Source organism: Caulobacter sp. UNC358MFTsu5.1 (assembly GCF_000712075.1).
GTDB lineage: Bacteria > Pseudomonadota > Alphaproteobacteria > Caulobacterales > Caulobacteraceae > Caulobacter.
This window is the reverse complement of sequence record NZ_JONW01000005.1, coordinates 734,714-755,759: the sequence shown is the minus strand read 5'-3', so window position 1 is coordinate 755,759 and position 21,046 is coordinate 734,714. Positions and strand designations below refer to the sequence as shown.

Annotated in this window: 24 protein-coding genes; 12 read left to right on the top strand and 12 right to left on the bottom strand. The window is 70.1% G+C overall.

What is annotated here, in order from left to right:
* Positions 1 to 103 precede the first annotated feature (103 nt).
* The 4 genes from BR39_RS0105350 to BR39_RS0105335 all read left to right on the top strand — a co-directional run bounded on the left by BR39_RS0105350 (position 104) and on the right by BR39_RS0105335 (position 4,401).
* Complete coding sequence (locus BR39_RS0105350; RefSeq protein ID WP_051695207.1) at positions 104 to 1,717, top strand: HAMP domain-containing sensor histidine kinase; 1,614 nt, start codon at positions 104 to 106, stop codon at positions 1,715 to 1,717.
* 88 nt (positions 1,718 to 1,805) lie between these two features.
* Positions 1,806 to 2,918 carry a lysozyme inhibitor LprI family protein gene (locus tag BR39_RS25665; RefSeq protein ID WP_051695205.1) on the top strand — a complete coding sequence of 371 codons (1,113 nt, stop codon included), beginning with the start codon at positions 1,806 to 1,808 and terminating at the stop codon, positions 2,916 to 2,918.
* A 114-nt stretch (positions 2,919 to 3,032) separates the two neighbouring features.
* Positions 3,033 to 3,362: a PadR family transcriptional regulator gene (locus BR39_RS0105340; protein WP_029908469.1), complete on the top strand. Its 330-nt coding sequence runs from the start codon at positions 3,033 to 3,035 to the stop codon at positions 3,360 to 3,362.
* Between the two features lie 16 nt (positions 3,363 to 3,378).
* Complete coding sequence (locus BR39_RS0105335) at positions 3,379 to 4,401, top strand: hypothetical protein (RefSeq protein ID WP_029908467.1); 1,023 nt, start codon at positions 3,379 to 3,381, stop codon at positions 4,399 to 4,401.
* 21 nt (positions 4,402 to 4,422) lie between these two features.
* On the opposite strand, the gene BR39_RS0105330 is transcribed toward BR39_RS0105335, so the two are convergent.
* A complete protein-coding gene (locus BR39_RS0105330; protein ID WP_029908465.1) occupies positions 4,423 to 4,602 on the bottom strand; it encodes a hypothetical protein in 180 nt (59 codons plus the stop codon).
* 387 nt (positions 4,603 to 4,989) lie between these two features.
* Between BR39_RS0105330 and BR39_RS0105325 the strand changes: the two genes are divergently transcribed.
* Entirely contained in the window at positions 4,990 to 6,105 is a 1,116-nt protein-coding gene (locus BR39_RS0105325) for a cell wall hydrolase (protein ID WP_029908463.1), read from the top strand.
* Here BR39_RS0105325 and BR39_RS0105320 read toward each other — a convergent pair.
* Both BR39_RS0105320 and BR39_RS0105315 read right to left on the bottom strand, forming a co-directional pair.
* Positions 6,062 to 6,874: an SDR family oxidoreductase gene (locus tag BR39_RS0105320; RefSeq protein WP_029908462.1), complete on the bottom strand. Its 813-nt coding sequence runs from the start codon at positions 6,872 to 6,874 to the stop codon at positions 6,062 to 6,064. The genes BR39_RS0105325 and BR39_RS0105320 overlap by 44 nt on opposite strands.
* Before the next feature lie 107 nt (positions 6,875 to 6,981).
* On the bottom strand, positions 6,982 to 7,161 hold the full coding sequence (locus BR39_RS0105315; protein WP_029908460.1) for a DUF1508 domain-containing protein: 180 nt from the start codon (positions 7,159 to 7,161) through the stop codon (positions 6,982 to 6,984).
* Between the two features lie 143 nt (positions 7,162 to 7,304).
* Between BR39_RS0105315 and BR39_RS0105310 the strand changes: the two genes are divergently transcribed.
* Positions 7,305 to 7,871: a DUF1003 domain-containing protein gene (locus BR39_RS0105310; RefSeq protein WP_035018166.1), complete on the top strand. Its 567-nt coding sequence runs from the start codon at positions 7,305 to 7,307 to the stop codon at positions 7,869 to 7,871.
* A gap of 45 nt (positions 7,872 to 7,916) precedes the next feature.
* Here BR39_RS0105310 and BR39_RS0105305 read toward each other — a convergent pair whose 3' ends face one another.
* Positions 7,917 to 8,582 (bottom strand): outer membrane protein, encoded by a 666-nt coding sequence (locus BR39_RS0105305; protein WP_029908456.1) that lies wholly within the window; start codon positions 8,580 to 8,582, stop codon positions 7,917 to 7,919.
* 113 nt (positions 8,583 to 8,695) lie between these two features.
* The gene (locus tag BR39_RS0105300; protein ID WP_029908454.1) at positions 8,696 to 9,661 is read right to left on the bottom strand and encodes a GlxA family transcriptional regulator; all 966 of its coding nucleotides are present in this window, start codon (positions 9,659 to 9,661) and stop codon (positions 8,696 to 8,698) included.
* A 109-nt stretch (positions 9,662 to 9,770) separates the two neighbouring features.
* Between BR39_RS0105300 and BR39_RS0105295 the strand changes: the two genes are divergently transcribed.
* The 3 genes from BR39_RS0105295 to BR39_RS0105285 all read left to right on the top strand — a co-directional run bounded on the left by BR39_RS0105295 (position 9,771) and on the right by BR39_RS0105285 (position 11,916).
* Complete coding sequence (locus BR39_RS0105295; RefSeq protein ID WP_029908452.1) at positions 9,771 to 10,469, top strand: DJ-1/PfpI family protein; 699 nt, start codon at positions 9,771 to 9,773, stop codon at positions 10,467 to 10,469.
* Between the two features lie 212 nt (positions 10,470 to 10,681).
* Positions 10,682 to 11,134, top strand: coding sequence for a DUF2147 domain-containing protein (locus BR39_RS0105290; protein ID WP_029908450.1), 453 nt, complete (start codon positions 10,682 to 10,684; stop codon positions 11,132 to 11,134).
* Positions 11,135 to 11,436: 302 nt separating this feature from the next.
* Positions 11,437 to 11,916, top strand: a complete 480-nt coding sequence (locus tag BR39_RS0105285) for a hypothetical protein (RefSeq protein WP_156035591.1) — start codon at positions 11,437 to 11,439, stop codon at positions 11,914 to 11,916.
* On the opposite strand, the gene BR39_RS0105280 is transcribed toward BR39_RS0105285, so the two are convergent.
* Together BR39_RS0105280 and ygiD are read right to left on the bottom strand one after the other, a co-directional pair.
* Positions 11,913 to 12,635: a glutathione S-transferase gene (locus tag BR39_RS0105280; protein WP_029908446.1), complete on the bottom strand. Its 723-nt coding sequence runs from the start codon at positions 12,633 to 12,635 to the stop codon at positions 11,913 to 11,915. The genes BR39_RS0105285 and BR39_RS0105280 overlap by 4 nt on opposite strands.
* A gap of 40 nt (positions 12,636 to 12,675) precedes the next feature.
* A complete protein-coding gene (gene ygiD / locus BR39_RS0105275) occupies positions 12,676 to 13,449 on the bottom strand; it encodes a 4,5-DOPA dioxygenase extradiol (protein WP_029908443.1) in 774 nt (257 codons plus the stop codon).
* 414 nt (positions 13,450 to 13,863) lie between these two features.
* Here ygiD and BR39_RS0105270 point away from each other — a divergent pair, with 414 nt between their 5' ends.
* Positions 13,864 to 14,925 (top strand): acyltransferase family protein, encoded by a 1,062-nt coding sequence (locus BR39_RS0105270; RefSeq protein ID WP_369795631.1) that lies wholly within the window; start codon positions 13,864 to 13,866, stop codon positions 14,923 to 14,925.
* Between the two features lie 135 nt (positions 14,926 to 15,060).
* Here BR39_RS0105270 and BR39_RS0105265 read toward each other — a convergent pair whose 3' ends face one another.
* The 3 genes from BR39_RS0105265 to BR39_RS0105255 form a co-directional block, all read right to left on the bottom strand.
* Positions 15,061 to 15,546, bottom strand: a complete 486-nt coding sequence (locus BR39_RS0105265; protein ID WP_029908439.1) for a cytochrome P460 family protein — start codon at positions 15,544 to 15,546, stop codon at positions 15,061 to 15,063.
* A 92-nt stretch (positions 15,547 to 15,638) separates the two neighbouring features.
* Positions 15,639 to 16,115, bottom strand: a complete 477-nt coding sequence (locus tag BR39_RS0105260; protein ID WP_029908437.1) for a hypothetical protein — start codon at positions 16,113 to 16,115, stop codon at positions 15,639 to 15,641.
* On the bottom strand, positions 16,112 to 16,705 hold the full coding sequence (locus BR39_RS0105255) for a PleD family two-component system response regulator (RefSeq protein ID WP_029908435.1): 594 nt from the start codon (positions 16,703 to 16,705) through the stop codon (positions 16,112 to 16,114). The genes BR39_RS0105260 and BR39_RS0105255 overlap by 4 nt, the downstream gene beginning before the upstream one ends.
* A gap of 186 nt (positions 16,706 to 16,891) precedes the next feature.
* Here BR39_RS0105255 and BR39_RS0105250 point away from each other — a divergent pair, with 186 nt between their 5' ends.
* Positions 16,892 to 17,803, top strand: coding sequence for an AraC family transcriptional regulator (locus tag BR39_RS0105250; RefSeq protein WP_029908432.1), 912 nt, complete (start codon positions 16,892 to 16,894; stop codon positions 17,801 to 17,803).
* A gap of 111 nt (positions 17,804 to 17,914) precedes the next feature.
* A complete protein-coding gene (locus BR39_RS0105245; protein ID WP_029908430.1) occupies positions 17,915 to 18,664 on the top strand; it encodes an SDR family oxidoreductase in 750 nt (249 codons plus the stop codon).
* On the opposite strand, the gene nadC is transcribed toward BR39_RS0105245, so the two are convergent.
* Together nadC and BR39_RS0105235 are read right to left on the bottom strand one after the other, a co-directional pair.
* Entirely contained in the window at positions 18,661 to 19,506 is an 846-nt protein-coding gene (gene nadC / locus BR39_RS0105240; protein WP_029908428.1) for a carboxylating nicotinate-nucleotide diphosphorylase, read from the bottom strand. The two genes, BR39_RS0105245 and nadC, sit on opposite strands and share 4 nt — an antisense overlap.
* Positions 19,503 to 21,035: an L-aspartate oxidase gene (locus BR39_RS0105235; RefSeq protein ID WP_029908426.1), complete on the bottom strand. Its 1,533-nt coding sequence runs from the start codon at positions 21,033 to 21,035 to the stop codon at positions 19,503 to 19,505. Before BR39_RS0105235 ends, nadC begins: the two co-directional genes overlap by 4 nt.
* Positions 21,036 to 21,046 lie beyond the last annotated feature (11 nt).

The following is a 21,046-nucleotide window of genomic DNA, read 5'->3' as shown; positions in this document are numbered from 1 at the left end:
CGCATCCGTCCGGCGATAAACCTTGAGGAAACTTTGCTGGGATTAATCCTACGGTGGAGTTTGAGTGCTTCCCTGTTCGGGGCGGGAAGCCCGGGGGAGCGTCGTGCAGGAACCAACGGATCTCGCGCCGGCGGCCGGCCAGGCCCGCAAGCCGTGGCTGGGCTACGCCAATCTGCGGCTGGAGGCGGCGGTCTTCCTGCTGGTGGCCGTGTCGTTCGCCGCGGTGCTGGGCAAGAGCGCCATCACCAACCAGACGCTGGTCCTGTCGCCGCAATCGGGCCGGTTCGCCGGCTACGGCTATTCCGACGCCGAGAGCGGCGGCGGGTCCACCGTCTCGGTCGATCCGGCCCGGCCGCTGTCGTGGTCGTGTGAGATCCGCCAGGGGACGGCCTATCCCTATTGCGGCTACGGCCTGGACCTGGCGCGCGTGGGCGGCGGGCTCGACTTCTCGCACCTGCAGACGGCCACCCTGCGCTTTTCCTACCAGGGCCCCGCCGACCGCCTGAGGCTGATCGTCAAGCCCGAGCCGGGCCGCGCCGTGCGCGACAAGCTCAAGGGCGAGCCGATGCACCTGGCGACCGACATCCCGGTGGTCCAGGGCCATAACGTGGTCCGCGTGCCGCTCAGCCGGCTGGCGGCCGAGGACTGGTGGCTGGCCAGTCACGGCCTGACCGCGGCCCAGGCCGCGCCGGACTTCAAGCTGGTCCAGTCCGTGGCCATCGCCACCAGCGGCGCCAGGGCGGGCGACAAGCTGGCGGTGACGGTCGAGGACATCACCTTCCAGGGCGCCTACCTGTCGACCGAGCAGTTCTACCTGATCATCCTGGGCGTCTGGCTGGTGGGCTCGGCCGGGTTCCTGGTCTACCGCTTCCTGCACGTGCGCCACGACTACGAGGCGCGGCAGCGGCAGCATCTGCGGCGGACCCAACTGCTGGCCGACGCCCACGCCGAAGCCGAGGCGGCCAGCAACGCCAAGTCGCGCTTCCTGGGCAATATGAGCCACGAGCTGCGCACGCCGCTGAACGCCATCATCGGCTACACCTACTGGCTGGGCCGCACCGAGCTGAACGCCAAGCAGCGCGCGGCGGTCAAGACCGTCCAGGCCAGCGGCGAGCACCTGCTGGCGGTGATCAGCGACATCCTGGACGTGGCCAAGATCGAGGCCGGGACGTTCGACCTGCTGGCCGCGCCCTTCGACCTGCACGCCTGCGTGGAAGGGGTGGGCGAGATGTTCCGCCTGCCGGCCGAGGAGAAGGGCCTGGACTTCGCCGTCGAGATCGCGCCCGGCGTCCCCCGACTGGTCGACGCCGACGAGAAGCGGGTGCGCCAGGTGCTGATCAACCTGGTCGGCAACGCGGTCAAGTTCACGCCCGGCGGCCGGATCGACCTGCGAGTCCTGGCCCTGGGCGGCGACGCCGAAACCGCGCGCCTGGCTTTCGTCGTCGAAGACACCGGTGTCGGCATCCCGCATGACCAGTTGGAGAGCATCTTCCGCCCGTTCGAACAGGCGGGCGAGGCGGTCGACCGCAAGGACGGCACGGGCCTGGGCCTCAGCATCAGCCGGCAGATCGTGACCCTGATGGCGGGCGACATCCGGGTCGAGAGCGCTTTGGGAGAGGGCAGCCGCTTCACCGTCGAGATCACGGTCCCGGTGGCCGAGGGCGACCTGGACGCGCCCGCCGTTCCGAGGCTGCGGCGGCTGACGCCGTCGGCCTAGGCGGCGACGCGGCTCGTTTTGGGTAACGCGTTCTCTGGCCTTCCGCGAAATACGGTCTAGCTTTGCGCCACCCCTGGTGGAGCTTGTGATGATCCGGTCTGTCGCCCTCGCCGCCGTGCTGTTGCTGGCCAGCGCGCCCACCACGGTCCTGGCCGCCAAGCCCGTGGGCGCGGTCACGCCGGTGGAGCGGTGTACGGCCGACGGCGGTGGCGACGCCAGCCGGATCGCCGCCTGTATCCGCGCCTTGGCCGCCCAGGAAGAGGCGCGTCTCGTCAGGGCGTACGACGCGACCATGACCAGCATGAACGACATGCAGCGCCTGGACCTGGAGCAGATGCAGACGGCCTGGGTCGCCTTCCGCGACGCCGACTGCGCCTCTTATATCGGCCAGGCCGGCATGGAGACGCAGGGCCCCGTGCGGGCGGCGACCTGCGCTTACGCACGGACGCGGCAGCGGGCCGACGAGCTGGACCACGATCGCCGTCCCCGCACCGAGGTCTTCAAGCCCGTCGGCGCGGAGGGCGACGGCGAGGCCCGGGTGCGCAAAGCGGCCAAGTGCGTCGATCGGATCGACGGGGACGACGTCAGCGGGGCGCGGGAATGCCTCAGCAACCTGGCGGACAAGGAGGACGACCGCCTGAACGCCGTCTACAAGGCCGCCCTCGGCCGGCTGGACACGCCGGTGCGGAAGCAGGCCTTGCGCAAGGCCCAGCGCGCCTGGATCGACTGGCGGGACCTCGACTGCGTCGACTATCTCGAACCTTCCGACGCCGCCAACTACGACAACCGCACCTACGTCCGGATGAACGCCTGCTACTACTACCGAACCGGGGAACGGGCGGACGAACTGGACCGCTACCCGGCGCACAAGCCCGCGCCGGTCACGGCCGTCCAGGAGGCCGCCCGCTGCGACGGCGAGACCTATGAGGTCCTGGAGTGCATCAGCGAGCTGCTCGACGCGCAGGACGCCCGCCTCAACCGGGCCTACCAGGCCGCCCTGGCCCAGCCGGAGCCCGGGCGGACGGCGCTGCGCAACGCCCAGCGGGCGTGGATCAAGACGCGCGACGCCCAGTGCAACGCCGTCCTCGACGTCGGTCCCGACGTCCGCGTCGGGCTGCAGGGCAATCTCGAGGTCACCCGGTGCCTGCTGAAGCAGACCGAGGCGCGCGCCGCCGTGCTGGAGCGGCAAGCTAAACCTTAGAGGTTTCCGCCGGTGCGCGGGGGACCGTCGTTCGCCCGACTTGACTCGCCATTTAACTGTGTGGCACACAGTGTACGTCACACACCAAGTGACGCACACCATGTGACGTACACCATGCCGCAAGACGCCGACATCTTCGAAACCCTGCGCCAGGAGTTGCGGCGCGGGACGCTGATCCTGGCCGTGCTGGCGCAGCTGAAGGTCGAGCGCTACGGCTACAGCCTGCGCCAGGCCCTGGCCGAGGTGGGTCTGGAGATCGACGAAGGCGCCCTCTATCCGATGCTGCGCCGGCTCGAGAGCCAGGGCCTGCTGACCAGCGAGTGGCGCGAGGAAGACAAGCGCAAGAAGCGCTTCTACCGCCTGTCGTCCGAGGGCGAGGCCGTGCTGGCCCGCCTGTCCGCCGAGTGGCGGGCGATGAACGACACCCTGCAAAACCTGATCTGACGAAGGAGGCCAGGACATGGACCTGCTCGATCGCTATCTGGCCGCCGTCGCGGCCCTGCTGCCCAAGGACCAGCGTGAGGACATCGTCGCCGAGCTGCGCGACACCCTGCTCAACCGAATGGAGGAGAAGGAGGCCGAGCTGGGGCGGCCGCTGACCGCCGCCGAGCGCGAAGCCCTGCTCAAGGCGTTCGGCCATCCGATCGCTGTGGCGGGGCGGTTCGGGACCACCCGCGCCCTGATCGGGCCCGAGATCTATCCGTTCTACATGTTCGGGGTGAAGGCGCTGCTGGTCGTGGCGGCGGTGGTCTCGGCGATCCCCGCGGTGATCACGGTGATCACCGCGCCCGGACAGGCGCCCGGCGTCTTCGCCCAGTTCCTGTCCAGCTTCATCTCGGCCGCCTTCACGATGATCGGCGTCGCCACGGTGCTGGGCTTCGCGATCGAGCGCGGCTGGATCCCGCTGGACGGCCTGACGAACTGGAAGGTCGCCGACCTGCCGCGCCTGGACGCCCTGGGGGCGACCGGGAAGGGCTTCGGGCGCAAGGGGCCGAACCGCCGGCGCTTCGAGGCCCTGCTGGAGGTGATCCTCACCACGCTGTTCGTGCTGTGGTGGACGGGCGTCGTCCCCGCGCCGTGGTCCAACCGCGTAACGGACAGCGACATGGTCCTGCAGCCGGCCTCGATCTGGGCGACGCTGTACTGGCCGCTGCTGGCCTGGGCGGGCGTGCAGCTGGTCTCCAGCCTGATCGGCCTGCTGCGTCCCGGCTGGGTGCGGATCCGGGCGGCGCTGGAGGTCGTGTGCGGCCTGGCCGGCCTGGCGTTGGCGGCCGTGCTGTGGCGGGTGGGACGCATCGTCGTGGTCGCGCCCCTGGACGGCGTCGAGCCGCACACCGACGCGATCGCGGGCCTGCAGACCGCGCTGGACCTCAGTCTGCACCTCACCGCCACGGTGATGATGGTGGTGCTTACGGTTAAGATCGCGGTCGAGCTGTGGCGTCTGTTCAGGGGTGATCGGCCCTCGGTCTCGGCCGTCGCCTAGGTGGTCGTCTAGGGGATTTCCCTACTTCGAGACCTTGTCGACCACGGCCCCGGCGCCGGCCCCCACGGCGGCGCCCACGGGCCCGGCGACGACCGCGCCGGCGATCGCCCCGGTGGCCGCCCTCTGCTCCATGTTGTGGCCGCAGGCCGTCAGGGTTAACGCCGCCGCAACCCACAGCGGAACCCAGCGTAGAGCAGACATTATGTCCTCCGAGACAATTACACCTTCCCGCTAGAGTAACGGCGTCGCGCCACTGGGGTTCCTTTGAGAGCGAGGGGGTGGAAGTCTGTCGCGACACGCGAATATTCGCCTCCGCGCCGATTCTCGGGACTGTCGCGTTTTTTCCTTGTAATCAAAGCATTAACCATTGTGTCTGACGCGCGGTCGCCCAAAATTCAAGCCGTGGCGCCGCGTGCGCTTGCGAGTCGGTCACGGATGCGTCATAAGGCGGTCCATAAGTAGGACTTCGGCCACCATCGTGAACCGGCCGAGCCTCCGCTTTCAGGACTGCCCGACAGTATTTTTCCGGGTTTTCCGAGGGCGTTTTTGTCGGGGGGCGGACCGCCCTCGCCGCGCAGGACACGAGTTTTGTTTATCAAGTCGCAGACGTGCGCAGACGCGCGCGCGCTGATCGGCGCCGTATTGGTTGGAGCCGCCACCGGTGTGGCGCTCGGCGGCGTTTACCTTGCGGGGGGCATGGCCCAGACCGCCAGTCAGCACGCTCGCGTATCTCGCCTGGCCGACGGCGCCGAGGGGAACTTCTCCGACGCGGCGCTGTACCAGGCCGCGTCTCGCATGGACGCCGGCGCTCTCGCGATCGCCCGCCGCCATGATCCCTACACCGTCGCCGGCGGCGCCCAGCGCGACCGGCAATCGGCCCTGCTGGTCGAGCGTCTCGAACAGCGCCAGCAATCGGACCAGGATCGCCAGCCGTTGATGCTGCGCGCCAGCTTCGGCGGCCCGTTCAATCCGGCCGTGGCCCCGTTCCGCCTGACCAACGCCCTGGAAAGCTCGCGTGAACTCGAGTGCCTTTCCGAAGCGGTCTATTACGAGGCCCGCGGCGAGACCCCGAACGGCCAGGCGGCCGTGGCTCAAGTCGTACTTAACCGCGTACGCCACCCTTCGTTCCCGAAATCGATCTGCGGCGTCGTGTTCCAGGGCGCCTACACCCACACCGGCTGCCAGTTCAGCTTCGCCTGCGACGGCTCGATGCGCGCCCCGCGCGATCGCGGCGCCTGGGCCCGCGCCCAGAAGGTCGCCACCCGCGCGCTGTCGGGCGCGGTGATGAGCGAGGTCGGCGCCGCCACCCACTTCCACACCACCGGCGTCGCGCCGGGCTGGGGCCCGCGCCTGCTGCGCGTCGCCCAGGTGGGCATGCACGTGTTCTACCGCTTCGGCGGCCGCTCGGGCGCGCCGGACGCCTTCAGCCGCACGCCGCGGCCGTCGACGGCCGACGAGCTGCCGACTGTGACCCTGGCCAGCCTGCCGACCACCTCGGTCGCCGACGGCAAGGCCGCGCCGATCCAGCTGGCCAGCGCCGTGGTGATCTCCTCGCCCGACAAGCCGGCCGCCGCCGGCGGCATGGGCGGCCCGCTGGGCCCGGTCCCCGAGCCCGCCTCGGCCCCGGCCATGCACCCGACCAAGACCTCCGGCGAGACGATCAAGTCTGCTGGAGGATCGGCCGGGACCGGAGCTGCTTCCTAAGCGCTCCGGGCATGTGGTTGCTGGCGAAGCGCATCTGCTTGGCCCGCTTGCCCACGAAGTAATGCAGTTCCTTCCCGTGGACGGCGCGCCAGATCACCTCGGCGGCGTCCTCCACGGGATAGACCGGCAGGCCGCCGCTCTTGAGCACGTCCGACATGTTGGCGTTGCTGCCTGGCGCGCCGGCGTTGAGGATCGGCGTGTCGACGAACCACGGCATCACGCAGGCCACCCCGACGCCGTGGGGCTTCCATTCCACGTCCAGGGCTTCCGACAGCCCGCGCACCGCGAACTTGGTGGCCGAATAGACTGCCAGGCCGGGCGAGCCGTACAGGCCCGCGCAGGACGAGATGTTGATCAGGCGCGAGCCCGGCGTGGCCTTCAGCCAGGGCAGGGCCGACCGGGCGCCGGTGACCACCCCCTTGATGTTGATGTCCAGCTGCAGGTCGATGTCGGCGTCCCCGTGGCTGTCGAACGGCCCGAACTTGGCGACCCCGGCGTTGTTGAGCAGCACGTCCAGCCGCCCGTCGGTCAGCTTGGCGAAGTCGGCCAGCACCGAGGACCAGGCCGAGCGGTCGCGCACGTCCAGCCGGAAGGTCGCGCCGTTCTCCGGCCCGATGGCGACCAGGGCGGCCTTCAGCCCCGTCACGTCGATGTCGGACAGACCCACGAACCAGCCCTCGGCGGCGAAGCGCTTGGCGCTGGCCAGGCCGATGCCGCTGGCGGCTCCGGTGATGAAGACGGCCTTGCGGCCTTTCGCTGCTGCGCTCACGCGCCCCTCCCGTTCTGGTTTGTTATCGCTGATCAGACGCCCGGGAGGGCAGGGCGGTCAAGGGTTCGAGTGGGGACACGCGCCGGCGCGTGTCCCCGTCGTCGATATCAGTCCGTCTGATCGTCCACCTCGGCGTCGGGGCCGTTCTTCTTGATCGACTCGATGGCGTTCTTGGCCGCCGCTTTCGAGCTGTAGCCTTCGGTCCAGAAGATTGTCTCGCTGTTGTGGACGAAGTAGGCGACGAACTCGCCCGCCTTGTTCTTCTTGATGTGGAACTTGTGGGCCATGGGGATTTCTCCTTGTGCTCTGGACTGTGTCGTCAAGCCGACCAGGGCACCCTCGCGCCGCGCGGACACGGACGTCAATCGCGGGAGCTTGCGCGCGATCGTTCAAGACGCATCTTCTAGAAACCTTCACATCAGGGACGCCCATGACCCCCGATCAACGCCTCGACCAGTTGTCCCGCGAGCTGCTGGCCACGCCCTATGCCGAGCTGACGGACGTCAAGCGCAGCGTCATCGACCTGATCGCGGCCGAGGCGCCGACGGGGCTGAACAAGGCGCTGGTCGTCGATGACCGCGGCTACTGGGACCGCCTAGCCGACACGGTGGCGGCGATCGGCGGCTCGTGGGCGTTCATCGGCGGCTTTTCGCTGTGCCTGGCGCTGTGGATCGGGCTGAACCTGGGCCTCAAGCCCCTGCATCTGGCGTTCGACCCCTACCCGTTCATCTTCCTCAACCTGATCCTGTCGACCCTGGCCGCGATCCAGGCGCCGGTGATCATGATGAGCCAGAACCGCCAGGCCACGAAGGACCGGCTGAACGCCGAGCACGACTATGTGGTCAATCTGCGGGCCGAGCTGGAGATCATGCGCCTGCACGACAAGCTGGATGATCTGCGCCAGCAGGAAATGGTCGAGATCCTGCGCTGCAATACCGAGGCGCTGGACATCCTGAAGGCCGAGGTGGCGAGGATGGCGGCCGAACGGGGCGCGTAGCGAGGTCGAGGTTGGGGACAGGCGCTGACGCCTGTCCCCGTTCTCTTAGAACGCGAAGCGCGCGCCGACCAAGGCGGCCGGGCCGGTCATGCTCAGGTGCGAGTTCTGCTCGCCCGACGGGCTGGTGGTCTTGATCTTGATCGAGCCGGTGTACTGGTAGCGGCCCTCGGCGAACAGCGAGATCGTCGGCGAGACGGCGAAGCTGACGCCGGCGATGCCTTGCAGGGTCAGGGCGTCGCCCTTGTCGTCGATCAGGTCGTCGCTGAACTTGACCTGGGCCACGCCGATGCCCGCGCCCAGATAGGGCTTGGCCGGACCCGAGACCGGGAAGTCGTAGTAGCCGTTGATGTCGATGCTCAGGGCCTCGACCTTGCCGTCGGTGGCGCCGATCTTCGTGCCGTTCCAGGTGACGACGGTTTCACTGTCCTGGCTGCGGTAGCCCAGGGCGATCTCGGCGCGCCAGCCGTTGCCGATCGTGGAGCCCCAGGCCACGGCGCCTTGGGCGCCGGCGTCGACGTCGGCCTTGGCCTTGTAGCCGCCGGCGAAGCCGACGTCGTAGTCGGTCTTGCCGACCAGGCCGCCCGAGACCGAGATGTACTGGCCGGCGGCGGGCGCGGCGGGCTTCGGCGCGGGCGCCGGGCCGGCGGTCTGGGCCGAAGCGGCGCCGGCCATGGCCAGAGCGGCCACGGCGGTGGTGATGAACAGACGCATAGGTAGTCCCCCCAAAAATATAGGTACTGGTCCGTGATCGGACCTAGCCCCGGTAGAGGGGTTCACCGGTGTCGTAAATCTCAGGTTGCCTAGCTTGACTGTATTATTGCGAGCTATGGCGCCGCTGCAACATTCGGTTGCGAGGCGCGGGCGGCGCGCCTCAGGGCCTGGGGCGGCTGGCCGAACGCCCGCAGGAAGGCGCGGCGCATGCGCTCCTGGTCGCCGAAGCCGGTCTCGAGGGCCACGTCCTCGACCTGCAGGGGCTGGTTGTCGAGCAGGGCGCGGGCCGCCTCGACTCGCAGGCGCTCGACCGCCTTGGCCGGGGTGCTGCCGGTCTCGACGGCGAACTGGCGGGCGAAGTTGCGCGGGCTCATCGCCGCCCGCTCGGCCAGCTGGTCGACGCTCAGGGGCAGGGCCAGGTTCTCGCGCGCCCAGGCCAGCAGGCCGTCGAACCGTCCGCCGCGCATTTCCAGGAGGGCCGAGAACTGCGACTGGCCGCCGGGGCGGCGGTGATAGACCACCAGCTGCTGGGCGGTGCGGCGGGCGACCTCCTCGCCCAGGTCGGCCCCGATCATCGCCAGGGCCATGTCGATGCCGGCGGTGATGCCGGCCGAGCTCCACAGCGCCCCGTCCTGGACGAAGATCTTGTCGGGCTCCAGCCGCACGGTCGGATAGCGGCGCTGGAAGTCCTTGGAGCGCTGCCAGTGGGTGGTGGCCCGCCGGCCGTCCAGCAGGCCCGCGGCGGCCAGGACATAGGTCCCCGAGCAGACGCTGGCGGTGCGCCGGGCCGAACGGAAGGTGGCGCGGGCGAAGGCCAGGGTCGCCTCGCAGATGGCCGGGCTGCGCGTGCCCTCGCCGCCCGAGACGATCAGGGTGTCCAGCGGCGGGGCCTCGGCGAAGGCCTTGGCGGTCATGGCCACGCCGGACGAGCTGGGCACGGCCCCCGCCTCGCGGGCCAGCAGGTGCAGGCGATAGGCGCCGGGGACCAGCCGCCCGGCGATCTCGAACGCCGCGATCGGCCCGGCCGCGTCCAGCAGCTGGAAGTCGGGGAAGATCAGGAAGCCGATGTCGCGGGTCATGCTCGCTCCTGCGGGCGCCTCTGGACGGTCGTGGCGGGTTTCGAGGGAACTATGTCATTTCGGTCAGACGCTAGGCGGGCGATGCTGCGGCGTCAACAGGAGGGCTCCCATGAGCAAACCCGCGCCGTTCCACATCGTGTTCGCCCTGTTCCCCGGTGTCACCCACCTGGACTTCACCGGTCCGCACCAGATCCTCGCCCGCCTGCCCGGCGCGCAGGTCACGGTCGCCAGCGAGGCGGGCGGCGAGATCGAGGCTGACGGCCTGGTGTTCGCCCGCCTAGCGCGCCTGGCCGAGGTCGAGCGCTGCGACCTGCTGTGCGTGCCCGGCGGCTTCGGCACGACCCAGGCCATGGCCGACCAAGCCTTCCTGGACCAGATCCGGCGGCTGGCGGCCGGGGCGCGCTACGTGACCTCGGTCTGCACCGGCTCGCTGGTGCTGGGGGCGGCCGGACTGCTGCGGGGCAAGCGGGCGGCCTGCCACTGGGCCTGGCGCGACCAGCTGGCCCTGTTCGGCGCCACGCCCGACCCGGCCCGGGTGGCGCGCGACGGCAACGTCTTCACCGGCGGCGGGGTGACGGCCGGCATCGACTTCGCCCTGACCATCGTGGCCGACATCGCCGGCGAGGAGACGGCCCAGGCCATCCAGCTGGCCGTCGAATACGCCCCCGACCCGCCCTTCCACGCCGGCCGCCCGGAGACCGCCCCGCCGGCCGTGCTGGAGCGGATCACCGCCCTCTACGGCCGGGGCATGGACGAGCGCTGGGCCGCGGCGCGCAAGGCGGGCGAGGCGCTGGCGGTGGGCGCGTGAGCGCTTTCAATATCCGCTCATCCCGGCGAATGCCGGGACCCAGATCCCATCACCGTGTGGCCTATTGGAGGGGCTCGGCGTTCGTGGCGTCAGCCTCGAAGCCATTCCATCTGGGTCCCGGCATTCGCCGGGATGAGCGGGATGGAGAAGCCGCCCCGACTTGATCCGAACGCGAACCTGCATCACAACGATCTCAGGTGGAGACCTCGTGCATGCGTCGGATCAAGTCGTTCCTCGTCGGGCTGGCCACGGCCGCCGGCCTCATGGCCGCCCTGACCTCGCCCGCCCTGGCCGAGGATTCGTTCAATTACGGCGTCTGGCGCAATCCCAAGAACAGCGTCCATGTCGAGATCAAGCCGTGCGGCGGCGGTCGCGCCTGCGGCGTGGTGGTCTGGGCCAATGACGAGGCCAAGGCCGACGCCAGGAAGGGCGGCACGCCCGAGCTGGTCGGCCTGCAGCTGCTGCGCGACTTCCAGCTCCAGAAGAACGGCAGCTGGAAGGGCAAGGTGTTCGTGCCCGACCTGAACATGAACTTCAACGGCACCGCCGACTTCCCCGACGCCACCACCATGAAGGCCAAGGGCTGCCTGATCGGCGGCTTCCTGTGCAAGTCGCAGACTTGGCGCCGCGTGGACGTGGTGGCGGGCGGAAGCCCGTCGAGCTAGGCGGGCGTTCCCGAGTCCGGCCAAGCTGGGGTCTTTTCAGCCAGGCCGCCGATCCAGCAGCTCAACCTGCGCGAACATGTCGATCTCTTTCGCTTGCGGACGCTCGGGCGGACGGTAAGCTTGACCGTAATCGAGCGGGATCCGACATGGCATTTCCAAACCCAGAGCGCGCCGACGCGAGGCGCAACGTCGCGGGTCGGCTCCTATGCCTGACGGTATTGGCCGCGACGGCGACGCCGCTGGCGGCCGCGGGGCAAACCGTGTCCTCCGCGACGCTCGTTTCCGACTTTCGGACGATGTGCATGGCCACCAACGCCAGCCGGGAGGGAGCGCTCGCCGAGGCGGAGAAGCGCCGTTGGGCCCAATTCCCCACGAAGGGCTTCGCCCAAGGCAATGAAACCTTCATCGAGGCCAGACGGTCGGGCGACAGGTTTCTGTTGGTGAGCGAAAACCCCGGCGACCTGTTGGGAGCCGACGGCAAGCAAAGGATCCGGGTCCGCTACAAGGTGTGCCGGGTCTTCGCGAGGGTCGACGACCCAAAGGCCGTGATCACCTTCGCGGAGGGCGTCGTCGGGCCGATAAAGCCCTACAGCGCCGACACCTTCGCGCGGGAGTGGTTCTATTCCCGTACGGACGCGGGTCCCAGGCCGCTGATCACCAACGGCGACGCCGTCGAAGCCGCGCGCGCCGGCCGTTTCCGTCAACTGATGGTCAGCGACGAACAGACGCCGGCCAGGGCGAAAAACACGGCATTGAGCTATACGGTGGTGGTCACGCCCTAGGCTGGATCCAGCTCCGGATAAGCTCGGAAGATCCCCTCCGTGCTGAACGGAATCCGCCGCTCCGAGCTCAGATAGGCCGCGATGTTCGGCCGCTCGGCCACCGCGTCGCGCACGGCGACCACCCGCTTCAGCTTCGGCTCCAGCCGCTTCATCGCGTGCGGGAAGGCGTAGCGCAGGCCCTCCACCACCTGGAACAGCGACAGGTCGGCATAGGTCAGGTCCGCGCCCGTCAGCCAGCCGCCCTTCTGCGCCTTCTCCAGCACCGTCTCGTACCAGCCGAGGTACTTCTTCATCCGCTGGGTCCGGAACTCCTCCGCCCGTCGCGCCGCCTCGGCCTTCTGGTCCTCGTAGTAGAGGCCCATGCCCACGGGGTGGTGGACGTCGTGGGCCTCGGCCACCAGGTCGGTGATGGTCAGCTGCAGCTGGTTGACCCACAGCCGCCCGGCCTCGCCTTTCGGCGCCAGGCCGTGACGGGCGCCCAGGTGCAGCAGGATGTTGGCCGTCTGGCCGATCACCAGCTTGCCGTCGACCAGATAGGGCGGGGCGAAGGACGGATGGTCGTGGTCGCCGATGTCGGCCATCAGCGCCCGTTCGCCGCCGCCTTCATCCTTGCCGCCGCGCGCCACGTCGACATAGGCCGCGCCGGCCTCCTCCAGCGCCAGCCGCACGAACTCGCCGCGCCCCTGGATCGTGGGCCAGTAATGCAGGTGGTAGGTCATGCGGGGAAAACCCGGTGGGACGGGAAAGGATGCGCGGACGCTATCCCACCCGCACCGACGTCATCGAGATGGCCGCGAACACGTCGTCGGTGAAGAACGAGACCGGCTCGCCCTTCTCCTGCGCGCCCAGCACGTAGAGCAGGGGCAGGTAGTGTTCGGCGCTGTTGATCGAGGCCTCGGCGTCGGGGCCCAGGCCGCGCCAGTCGATCAGCGGGTCGTGGTCGCCGGCGGCGATCAGGGCCTTGGCCGTCTCGTTGAAGCGCGGGGCCCACTCCGGGGTCTCGCCGGTGCGGAAATTCACGGCCCGCAGATTGTGGACGATGTCGCCGCTGCCGACGATCAGCACGCCTTCGTCGCGCAGGGCGGCCAGGCGCTTGCCGGCCTCGTAGTGCCAGCGGTCGGGCCGGCCGCGGTCCAGGCTCAGCTGCACCACCGGTACGTCGGCGTCCGGGTACATCGGCCTCAGCACGCCCCAGGCGCCGTGGTCGAGGCCCCGGGTCGGATGCTGGACCACCAGGTCGGGCGACAGCACCTGCGCCACCCGCTGGGCCAGGGCCGGGTCGCCGGGCGCGTCGTAGCGCACCTCGAACAGGGCCTGGGGGAAGCCGCCGAAGTCGTGGATGGTCTCGGGGCGCTCGGCCGCGCTCACGGCGCTGGCCCCGCGCGTCTCCCAGTGGGCGCTGATCATCAGCACCGCCTTGGGGCGCGGCAGCTCGGCGCCGAGCGCCGCCCAGGCGCGGCTCCAGGCGTTGTCCTCGATGGCGTTCATCGGCGAGCCGTGGCCGAGGAACAGGACGGGCAGGCGGGCGGTCATGGGCGGGGCGTCCGATTAGATACTGATGGAGTTACAGATGGGGCGGTTCCTCCCAACTTCAATATCCCCGTCCGTCATCCCGGGCCTTGTGCCCGGGACCCCTGGTTCAGCTCGCACGTGAAGTGCAATGGCGCGCTGGTGCGCCACACATCCGCACCTGCGGCGGACGGAGGGGTCCCGGGCACAAGGCCCGGGATGACGGGGAGAAGGAAGGGGCGGGGCTATTCCGCCACAGTCCCAGGCTGTGTCGCCATGACGCGCGCACAGGGGCTGCGCGCGCTTTCCCGAGCCGCCCGGCTTTGTTAAGGCACGGACGTTGTGAACGTACCCGTCCAATCCCCCCTTCCGGAGTCCGAACCGGTCGCCGAGCCGGTCGCGGTCAGGCCCGTCCGCGCCTCGACGCGTGGCGGCGCCCTGGACCTGCTGCGGCTGCTCGCCTCGCTGCTGATCGTCATCTACCACTTCGGCGCCGAGGGCCCGATGCGGATCGAGCGCTTCGGCCAGGTGTTCTCGCGCGGGTTCCTGGCCACCGACTTCTTCCTGATGCTGTCGGGCTACGTGCTGGGCCGGGCCTACGGGGCCTCCACCCTGACCGGGCGGATCAGCCACGGCCGCTTCTGGGTGCGCCGGGTCGGCCGTGTCTGGCCGGGGCACCTGATCGTGCTGCTGATGATGGCCGCCCTGGTGCTGGTGCTGAACGCCCTGGGCACCGACGCCCACAAGCCCTCGCGCTTCGCCTGGGACCAGCTGCCGGTCCAGGCCCTGCTGGTCCACGCCTGGGGCTTCAACAGCGACGGTTGGAACCTGCCCAGCTGGTCGCTTTCGGCCCTGATCGTCTGCTACGCGGTGTTCCCCTGGCTGTGGCGGGCCGCCGACAAGGTGCGCCACCCCTGGGTGCTGCCGCTGGTCGGGGCCCTGGCCTTCGCCGCCTGCGAGGTGATCGCGCGGACCGTGTTCGACCACGCCCTGTCGGACCTTCAGTTCCGCTTCGGCGTCGTGCGCGCCCTGCCGCTGTTCATCCTCGGCGTCTGCCTGGCGCGGGCGGTCGAGATGGACTGGCCGTCGGAAAAGGCCGCCAAGGCCCTGCTGGTCGGCGGCGTCGTCGTGCTGGTGGCCATGCAGCCGCTGGACCGCTACGCCCTGCCCGACGAGCTGCTGTTCGACATCCCCTGCCTGACCGCCATCGCCGCCATCGTGCTGGGCGCGGGCCGCCTGCCGGTCAAGCACCCCCGGGCCTGGATCGAGGAGGGCGCCAAGCTGTCGTTCGCCCTGTTCATCACCCACATCTTCGTCGGCGTGATCTACTGGAGCGCGGTGCACAAGCTGATCGAGACCGTGCCGATCGGCATCGGCTGGCAGTGGCTGATGTGGCTGGCCTCGTTCCCGATCGCCATCGCCGCGGCCTGGCTGTTCCACACCTATATCGACCAGCCCCTGCAGGACCGCCTGGCGCCGTGGCTGCGGGGGAAGCGGTAATCACCGTTGTCATCCCGGAAACGCGAAGCGTTGTCCGGGACCCAGGTGAACCGCAAAGCCTTGGCCCAGTCCCCTGGGTCCCGGACAGCCTCTGCGAGGCTTCCGGGATGACAACCGTTTTGCGGGCGTTGAAAGCTAGTCCCGCAACCCGCTGAACACGAAGTCCCGCGCCGCCGCCCGCTGGTGGCAAGCGTGGCAGGTCGTGTCCTGGCTGGCGGCGATCCCCGGCCGGGGCGTGCGCTCGCCGGCCGCGAACTCGGCGTAGCCCCAGCCGTCGGTGGCGGCGAAGCGGCGGCTGTCCTTGACCATCACGTCCACGTGCCGTCGCGCCCCCTGGGCGGTGACGTCGCCGCCTTTGTCGACGGCCTCGAACAGGTCGTAGACCAGCACCGCCCCGTCGGGGAACCGGCCCTCGCGATAGCCCTCCAGGGCCGCCGGGTTGGCGTAGATGTGGTGGAAGCCGCCGTTGACCGCGTAGGCCGGGGCGTGCGGGCCGATCAGTCCGGTCGAGACGTGCCGCCAGTCGCGATAGCCGTCGGGGAAGTCCGGGCTGGGCGCGGGTGCGTCGGCCGCCGCCAGGGGCAGGGCCGCGAGGATGATGATCAGGCTGGCCGCTCTCATGCCGGGTCCCTCCGCGTCGGCGAAGGCGTGGCATGGCGCAAGCAGGGCCGCGAGTGCTTGTCTGCCAAGCGCCGGCGGGATGCTGCGAAGGCCTAGTCGGCGGCGGAGCGGTTCTCGCCGCGGTGCTTTTCCAGCACGGCGGCCAGGCCCTGCAGGATCGGCTGCTGCAGGTCGGGATTGTCGGGCGCGCGGTGCAGCAGCTTGATCGAGGCGATGTAGACCTTGATCCCGGCCACGATCGACGGGGTCAGGCCCGGGGCCTCGTCCAGCAGGTCGCACAGCGAGCGGGCGGCGATCTGGACCGCCTCGTTGCGCTCGGCGCCGCTGAGGCTGACGATGTCGCCGGCCCGGGCGTACAGGCCCTCGATCACCGCCGCCTCGTCCTGGCCCGAGACCAGCAAGGCGTCCAGGGCGGTGATGTAGTCGTCGATCCCGGTCAGGGACGGCTCGCGCAGGGTTTCCATGGTGGCGTCGGCGCGCTTGAGGGCCTCGGCCACGTACATGCCGCCCGACTGCTTCATCAGCTGGCCCAGGCGGGGCTTCATGCGGCTCTTTTTGACCTGGGTCATGCAATCGACTTCATAGGTTTAATCAGGGCGTCAAGCTCGTCCTGGCTCATGTTTGCGCCTTCGGGCTCGCCCAGTTCAATGGACTGATCGTCGCGGCGCCGGCCGTCCGGGAACTCCACGGGCGGGCCGAGGTTCCGCCAGCGGCGGTCGGGACCGATATAGGCGTCGCATTCGATGAACATCCGGTCGCCTCGGGCGACCCACAGAATGCGTTCCAGCATCACGGCCGGAGAGATCGGCTTGGTGACGATGAAATTGGCGCCGCAGTCCCGGGCCTTCTCGACCTGGCTGCGGCGGGTGTGGGAGGTGACGATGATCACCGGCGTCATGCGATTGGCCTCGTCGGCCTCGCGGCGCAGCCAGCGGGTCAGGTCGTAGCCGTCCATCTCGGGTAGGGGGCCGTTCAGCAGCACCAGGTCGTAGGCCGTGTACTTGAGCTCTTCCTGGGCTTCCTTGCCGTCGGCCTTGCGCGTGATGTTGCGCAGCCCGAAGCTGGTCAGGACGCCGATCAGGATGTCGAGCGACTGGGGATTGTCGTCGACGACCAGCGCCTTGGCCTTGTCCAGATTGATGTACTGACTTGGCTGCAAGACCCCGACGCGCTCCGGCCCCCGTCCCCCAGGCTTGGGACCGTTACCCTATGACTGAACAGGGTTAAGAAACCGCTGTCGCGGAGGCGGTGGGGCGGAATGTCGCGGTGTGACGCGCGACGCTGGTGACAGGCCCTGCTGGATGGCTGATAATTCAGCGGTGCAATCTAGTGTCTGATCGTCCGAATGGATCCTCTAAGCGACATCGTCGCGCTGCTTCGGCCGAGTTCGGTCCTCTCAAAGCCGATCACCGGGCGGGGGCGCTGGGGCGTCCGCTACGCCGACCACGATGCGCCCGGCTTCACGATCGTCCTGAAGGGAGAGTGCTGGATCGCCTTCGCGGACCAGCCCGCTTTCAGGATGACGGCGGGCGACTTCCTGCTGCTGCCGTCCACGCCGGCCTTCGCGTTGAGCAGCCATCCAGGCGTCGGCGGTGTCCTTCGCGAGCCGACGAACGCGCCGGTGCGGCACGGTGATCCGGAGGGCGAAGCCGATTTTGAATCACTGGGCGGCGCCTTCCGCATCGAGCGGATCAACGCGCAGCTGTTGCTCGCCCTGTTGCCGCGCATGATCCTGATCCCGGCCTCGGAGGGGCGGACGGACAGGTTGAGCGCGGTGATTGCGCTGATCCGGGACGAGTGCGCGCGCGAGGAGCCCGGTCGCGACATGATTTTGCAGCGCATGCTGGAGGTCCTGCTCGTCGAGGCCCTGCGCTGGCGCGGCGTGGCGCGGGACGACGATCGGGCTGGCCTGCTCAACGGGCTGCGCGATCCGGTCCTGGCCCGGGTTCTGCGCGCCATGCACGCGGACGTGCGGAGCCATTGGACGGTCGCGGGCCTGGCTAAGGTCGCGGGGCTGTCGCGCTCGGCGTTCGCCGCGCGGTTCGGCGAGGTCCTGGGCTGCGGCCCGATCGAATACCTGGCGCGCTGGCGCATGGCGCTGGCCAAGGACGCCCTGATGGGCGGCGCCAAGACCCTGGACCGGATCGCCGACGAGATCGGCTACGAGTCGGCGAGCGCCTTCAGCACGGCGTTCCGCAAGCGGCTGGGTTGTTCGCCCGGTCGGTTCGCTCGCAACGGCGGCGGGGAAACGGCCTAGGCTTCTCCGCAGGCGGATTTGGATGATTGGAAACTAATTTTGGACTTCTGATTATCGATCGTCCCGACAATGGGCCTTAGGAAGGCGGCGTCCAAGCAACTGGAGGCTACCATGCCCACCATCCTGATCACCGGCGCGTCCTCGGGCTACGGCCTCGAGACGGCCCGCCATTTCCTGGCCAAGGGCTGGAACGTCGTCGCCACCATGCGCAAGCCCGACACGGCCGCTTTGCCGCGTTCGGAGATGCTGAGGGTTCTGCCGCTCGACGTAACCCGCCCGGAAAGCATCGCCGCGGCCGTGGCGGCGGCCGGCCCGATAGACGCCTTGGTCAACAACGCCGGCGTCGGGGTCGTCGGAGCGTTCGAAGCGACCCCGATGGCCCACATCCGCAAGGTGTTCGACACCAACACCTTTGGCGTGATGGCCATGTGCCAGGCCGTCATCCCCCAGATGCGCGAGCGCCGATCCGGCGTGATCGTCAACGTGACCTCGTCCGTCACCCTGGCCGCCATGCCGCTGGCGGCCGCCTATACCGCCAGCAAGCAGGCCATCGAGGGCTTTTCGGGCTCGCTGGCCCTTGAGCTGGGCCATTTCGGCGTCCGGGTGAAGCTGGTGGAGCCGGGATACGGCCCGACGACCCGTTTCGCGCAGAACACCGACATCCGCGTCGAGGACCTGATCCCGGCCGCCTATGCCGACTTCGCCGGTCCGATCTTCGAAAGCTTCGCCAAGCCCGCCATGACCACGCGCGAGATCGACGTCGCCGAGGCGGTGTGGGCGGCCCTTCACGACCGCTCGGGCCGGCTCCACTTTCCGGCCGGGCAGGACGCGGTCGCGCTGTATCGGGCGCGCCTCGGCTAGGCCGCGTCCAGGCCGATGTCCAGGGTCAGGGCCGAGTGGGTCAGGGCGCCCACGCTGATCACGTCCACGCCGGTCTCGGCGATGGCGCGCACGGTGGTCAGGTTGACGCCGCCCGAGGCTTCCAGCACCGCGCGGCCGCGCGCCAGGGACACGGCGGTCTTCAGGTCGTCGAGGCTGAAATTGTCCAGCATGACCACGTCGGGGCCGTGCTTCAGCGCGTCCTCCAGCTGGTCCAGGCCGTCGACCTCGACCTCGACCTTCACCAGGTGGCCGGCGAAGGCGCGGGCCCGGCGGACGGCTTCGCCCACCCCGCCGCAGGCGGCGACGTGGTTGTCCTTGATCAGGATGGCGTCGTCGAGGCCGAAGCGGTGGTTGATCCCGCCGCCGCAGCGCACGGCGTACTTCTCCAGCGCCCGCAGGCCGGGCGTGGTCTTGCGGGTGTCGACGATGGTCGCCTTCGTGCCCTCGACCAGGCGGACATAGGCGCGGGTCAGGGTGGCGATGCCCGACAGCTTGCCCAGCAGGTTCAGCCCCGTGCGCTCGGCGGCCAGCACGGCGCGGGCGTTGCCTTCGGCCCGGGCGAGGATCGCGCCCGGCGCGGCGTCGGCGCCGTCGGGGGTGACCACCTCGAAGCGGGCGGTCGGGTCCAGGGCGGCCAGGGCCAGGCGGGCGCAAGACAGGCCCGCGATCCGGCCGTCCTGCCGCGCGGCCCACACCACCGACAGGCGGGCGTCAGGATCGATGCAGGCCTGGCCGGTGATGTCGCCGGCCCGGCCCAGGTCCTCGGCCAGGGCCATCTCGATGATCGGGCGGACGAGGAGGTCGTCGAGGGGCGTGGTCATTCGGCGGCGTACCGGACCGCGCGGCCCGTTTCCTGGTCTTGCAAGGTGACGAAGGTCCGCTCCGGCAAGGCCGTGGCGGGGAAGTCGGCGCGGTAGTGGCCGCCTCGGCTTTCCTGGCGAGCCAGGGCGGCGCGGACGATCAGCTTGGCGGCGACCACCGTGGGGCAGGGACCGTAGGCGGGCTCCAGCGCCTCGATCTGGGTCGCCAGCCGCTCCAGGCCCTCGGCGTCGCGGATCACGCCCGCGTCGCGGCTCATGGCCTTGCGCAGGGTCTGCAGCGCCGCCTCGGGCAGGTCGGGCAGGGGCTCCAGGCTGACCGGCTCGCCGCCGATCGCCCGTTCCGCGGCCGCGGCGCGGCCGGCGCGGGCGCCGAACACGGCCGCTTCCAGCAGGCTGTTGGACGCCAGGCGGTTGGCGCCCTGCACCCCGGTCGAGGCGCACTCGCCGGCGGCGTAGAGGCCCGGCAGGCTGGCGCGGCCGTCCAGGTCGGTGGCGACCCCGCCCATGTGGTAGTGCACGGCCGGCGTCACCGGGATCGGCTGGACGCGCGGATCGATCCCCGCGCCCATGCAGGCGGCGAAGACGGCCGGGAACTCGTGCGGGAAGTGCGCGCCCACGGCCTGGGTCGCGTCCAGGAACGCGCCGCGACCGGCCGCGCGCTCGGCGTGGATGGCGCGGGCCACCACGTCGCGCGGGGCCAGCTCGCGGGCCGGATGGTAGTCGGCCATGAAGGCCCGGCCGTCGCGATCGCGCAGGATCGCGCCCTCGCCGCGCAGGGCCTCGGTGGCCAGGGGGGCGGGGTCCTTGCCGATGTCGATGGCCGTGGGGTGGAACTGGACGAACTCGGGGTCGGCGATCTCGGCCCCGGCCAGGGCGGCCAGGCCCAGGCCCTCGCCGCGCACCTGGGCGGGCGTGGTGGTGACCGCGTAGAGGCCGCCGACGCCGCCGGTGGCCAGGATCACCGCCGGCGCCAGGATCTCGACCAGGGCGCCGTCGATCTCGGCGATCAGCCCGACCACGCGACCCGTGGCGTCCTGAAGCAGGCGGCGGGCGCGGGCGTTCTCGCGGACCTCGACGGCGGGCGTGGCGCGGACCGTGGCGATCACGGCGGCCATGATCGCGGCGCCGGCCCCGTCGCCGCCGACCCGGGCGACCCGGGCCTTGGCGTGGGCGGCTTCCAGGCTGAGCACGAAGCCGCCGTCCGGCTGGCGGTCGAACGGCGCGCCCAGGGCGGCCAGGGCCCGCACGGCGGCGGGGCCTTCGGTGGTCAGGAGCTCGACGGCGGTCGGGTCGCACAGGCCCGCGCCGGCGGCGATGGTGTCGGCGGCGTGCAGGGCCGGGGCGTCCTCGTCCGACAGGGCCGCGGCCATGCCGCCCTGGGCCCAGGCGCTGGAGCAGCCGGTGGCCAGGGGCGTGGGCGACAGCACCAGGGCCTTGCCGCCCGTATCCACGGCGGCGAGGGCGGCGGTCAGGCCCGCCAGACCCGCCCCGAGGATCACGGGGCCATCGAAGGTGACGCGGTCGGTCATTTCACACTCCA

What these genes read in the sequence shown, in the direction of transcription:
- BR39_RS0105235 (WP_029908426.1), bottom strand. Translation starts at nt 21,035, where the DNA reads ATGACCGACCGCGTCACCTTCGATGGCCCCGTGATCCTCGGGGCGGGT.
- nadC (WP_029908428.1), bottom strand. Translation starts at nt 19,506, where the DNA reads ATGACCACGCCCCTCGACGACCTCCTCGTCCGCCCGATCATCGAGATG.
- BR39_RS0105280 (WP_029908446.1), bottom strand. Translation starts at nt 12,635, where the DNA reads ATGACCTACCACCTGCATTACTGGCCCACGATCCAGGGGCGCGGCGAG.
- BR39_RS0105285 (WP_156035591.1), top strand. Translation starts at nt 11,437, where the DNA reads ATGGCCACCAACGCCAGCCGGGAGGGAGCGCTCGCCGAGGCGGAGAAG.
- BR39_RS0105245 (WP_029908430.1), top strand. Translation starts at nt 17,915, where the DNA reads ATGCCCACCATCCTGATCACCGGCGCGTCCTCGGGCTACGGCCTCGAG.
- BR39_RS0105340 (WP_029908469.1), top strand. Translation starts at nt 3,033, where the DNA reads ATGCCGCAAGACGCCGACATCTTCGAAACCCTGCGCCAGGAGTTGCGG.
- BR39_RS0105260 (WP_029908437.1), bottom strand. Translation starts at nt 16,115, where the DNA reads ATGACCCAGGTCAAAAAGAGCCGCATGAAGCCCCGCCTGGGCCAGCTG.
- BR39_RS0105265 (WP_029908439.1), bottom strand. Translation starts at nt 15,546, where the DNA reads ATGAGAGCGGCCAGCCTGATCATCATCCTCGCGGCCCTGCCCCTGGCG.
- BR39_RS0105310 (WP_035018166.1), top strand. Translation starts at nt 7,305, where the DNA reads ATGACCCCCGATCAACGCCTCGACCAGTTGTCCCGCGAGCTGCTGGCC.
- BR39_RS0105315 (WP_029908460.1), bottom strand. Translation starts at nt 7,161, where the DNA reads ATGGCCCACAAGTTCCACATCAAGAAGAACAAGGCGGGCGAGTTCGTC.
- BR39_RS0105295 (WP_029908452.1), top strand. Translation starts at nt 9,771, where the DNA reads ATGAGCAAACCCGCGCCGTTCCACATCGTGTTCGCCCTGTTCCCCGGT.
- BR39_RS0105290 (WP_029908450.1), top strand. Translation starts at nt 10,682, where the DNA reads ATGCGTCGGATCAAGTCGTTCCTCGTCGGGCTGGCCACGGCCGCCGGC.
- BR39_RS0105335 (WP_029908467.1), top strand. Translation starts at nt 3,379, where the DNA reads ATGGACCTGCTCGATCGCTATCTGGCCGCCGTCGCGGCCCTGCTGCCC.
- BR39_RS0105305 (WP_029908456.1), bottom strand. Translation starts at nt 8,582, where the DNA reads ATGCGTCTGTTCATCACCACCGCCGTGGCCGCTCTGGCCATGGCCGGC.
- BR39_RS0105300 (WP_029908454.1), bottom strand. Translation starts at nt 9,661, where the DNA reads ATGACCCGCGACATCGGCTTCCTGATCTTCCCCGACTTCCAGCTGCTG.
- ygiD (WP_029908443.1), bottom strand. Translation starts at nt 13,449, where the DNA reads ATGACCGCCCGCCTGCCCGTCCTGTTCCTCGGCCACGGCTCGCCGATG.
- BR39_RS0105330 (WP_029908465.1), bottom strand. Translation starts at nt 4,602, where the DNA reads ATGTCTGCTCTACGCTGGGTTCCGCTGTGGGTTGCGGCGGCGTTAACC.
- BR39_RS25665 (WP_051695205.1), top strand. Translation starts at nt 1,806, where the DNA reads ATGATCCGGTCTGTCGCCCTCGCCGCCGTGCTGTTGCTGGCCAGCGCG.
- BR39_RS0105250 (WP_029908432.1), top strand. Translation starts at nt 16,892, where the DNA reads ATGGATCCTCTAAGCGACATCGTCGCGCTGCTTCGGCCGAGTTCGGTC.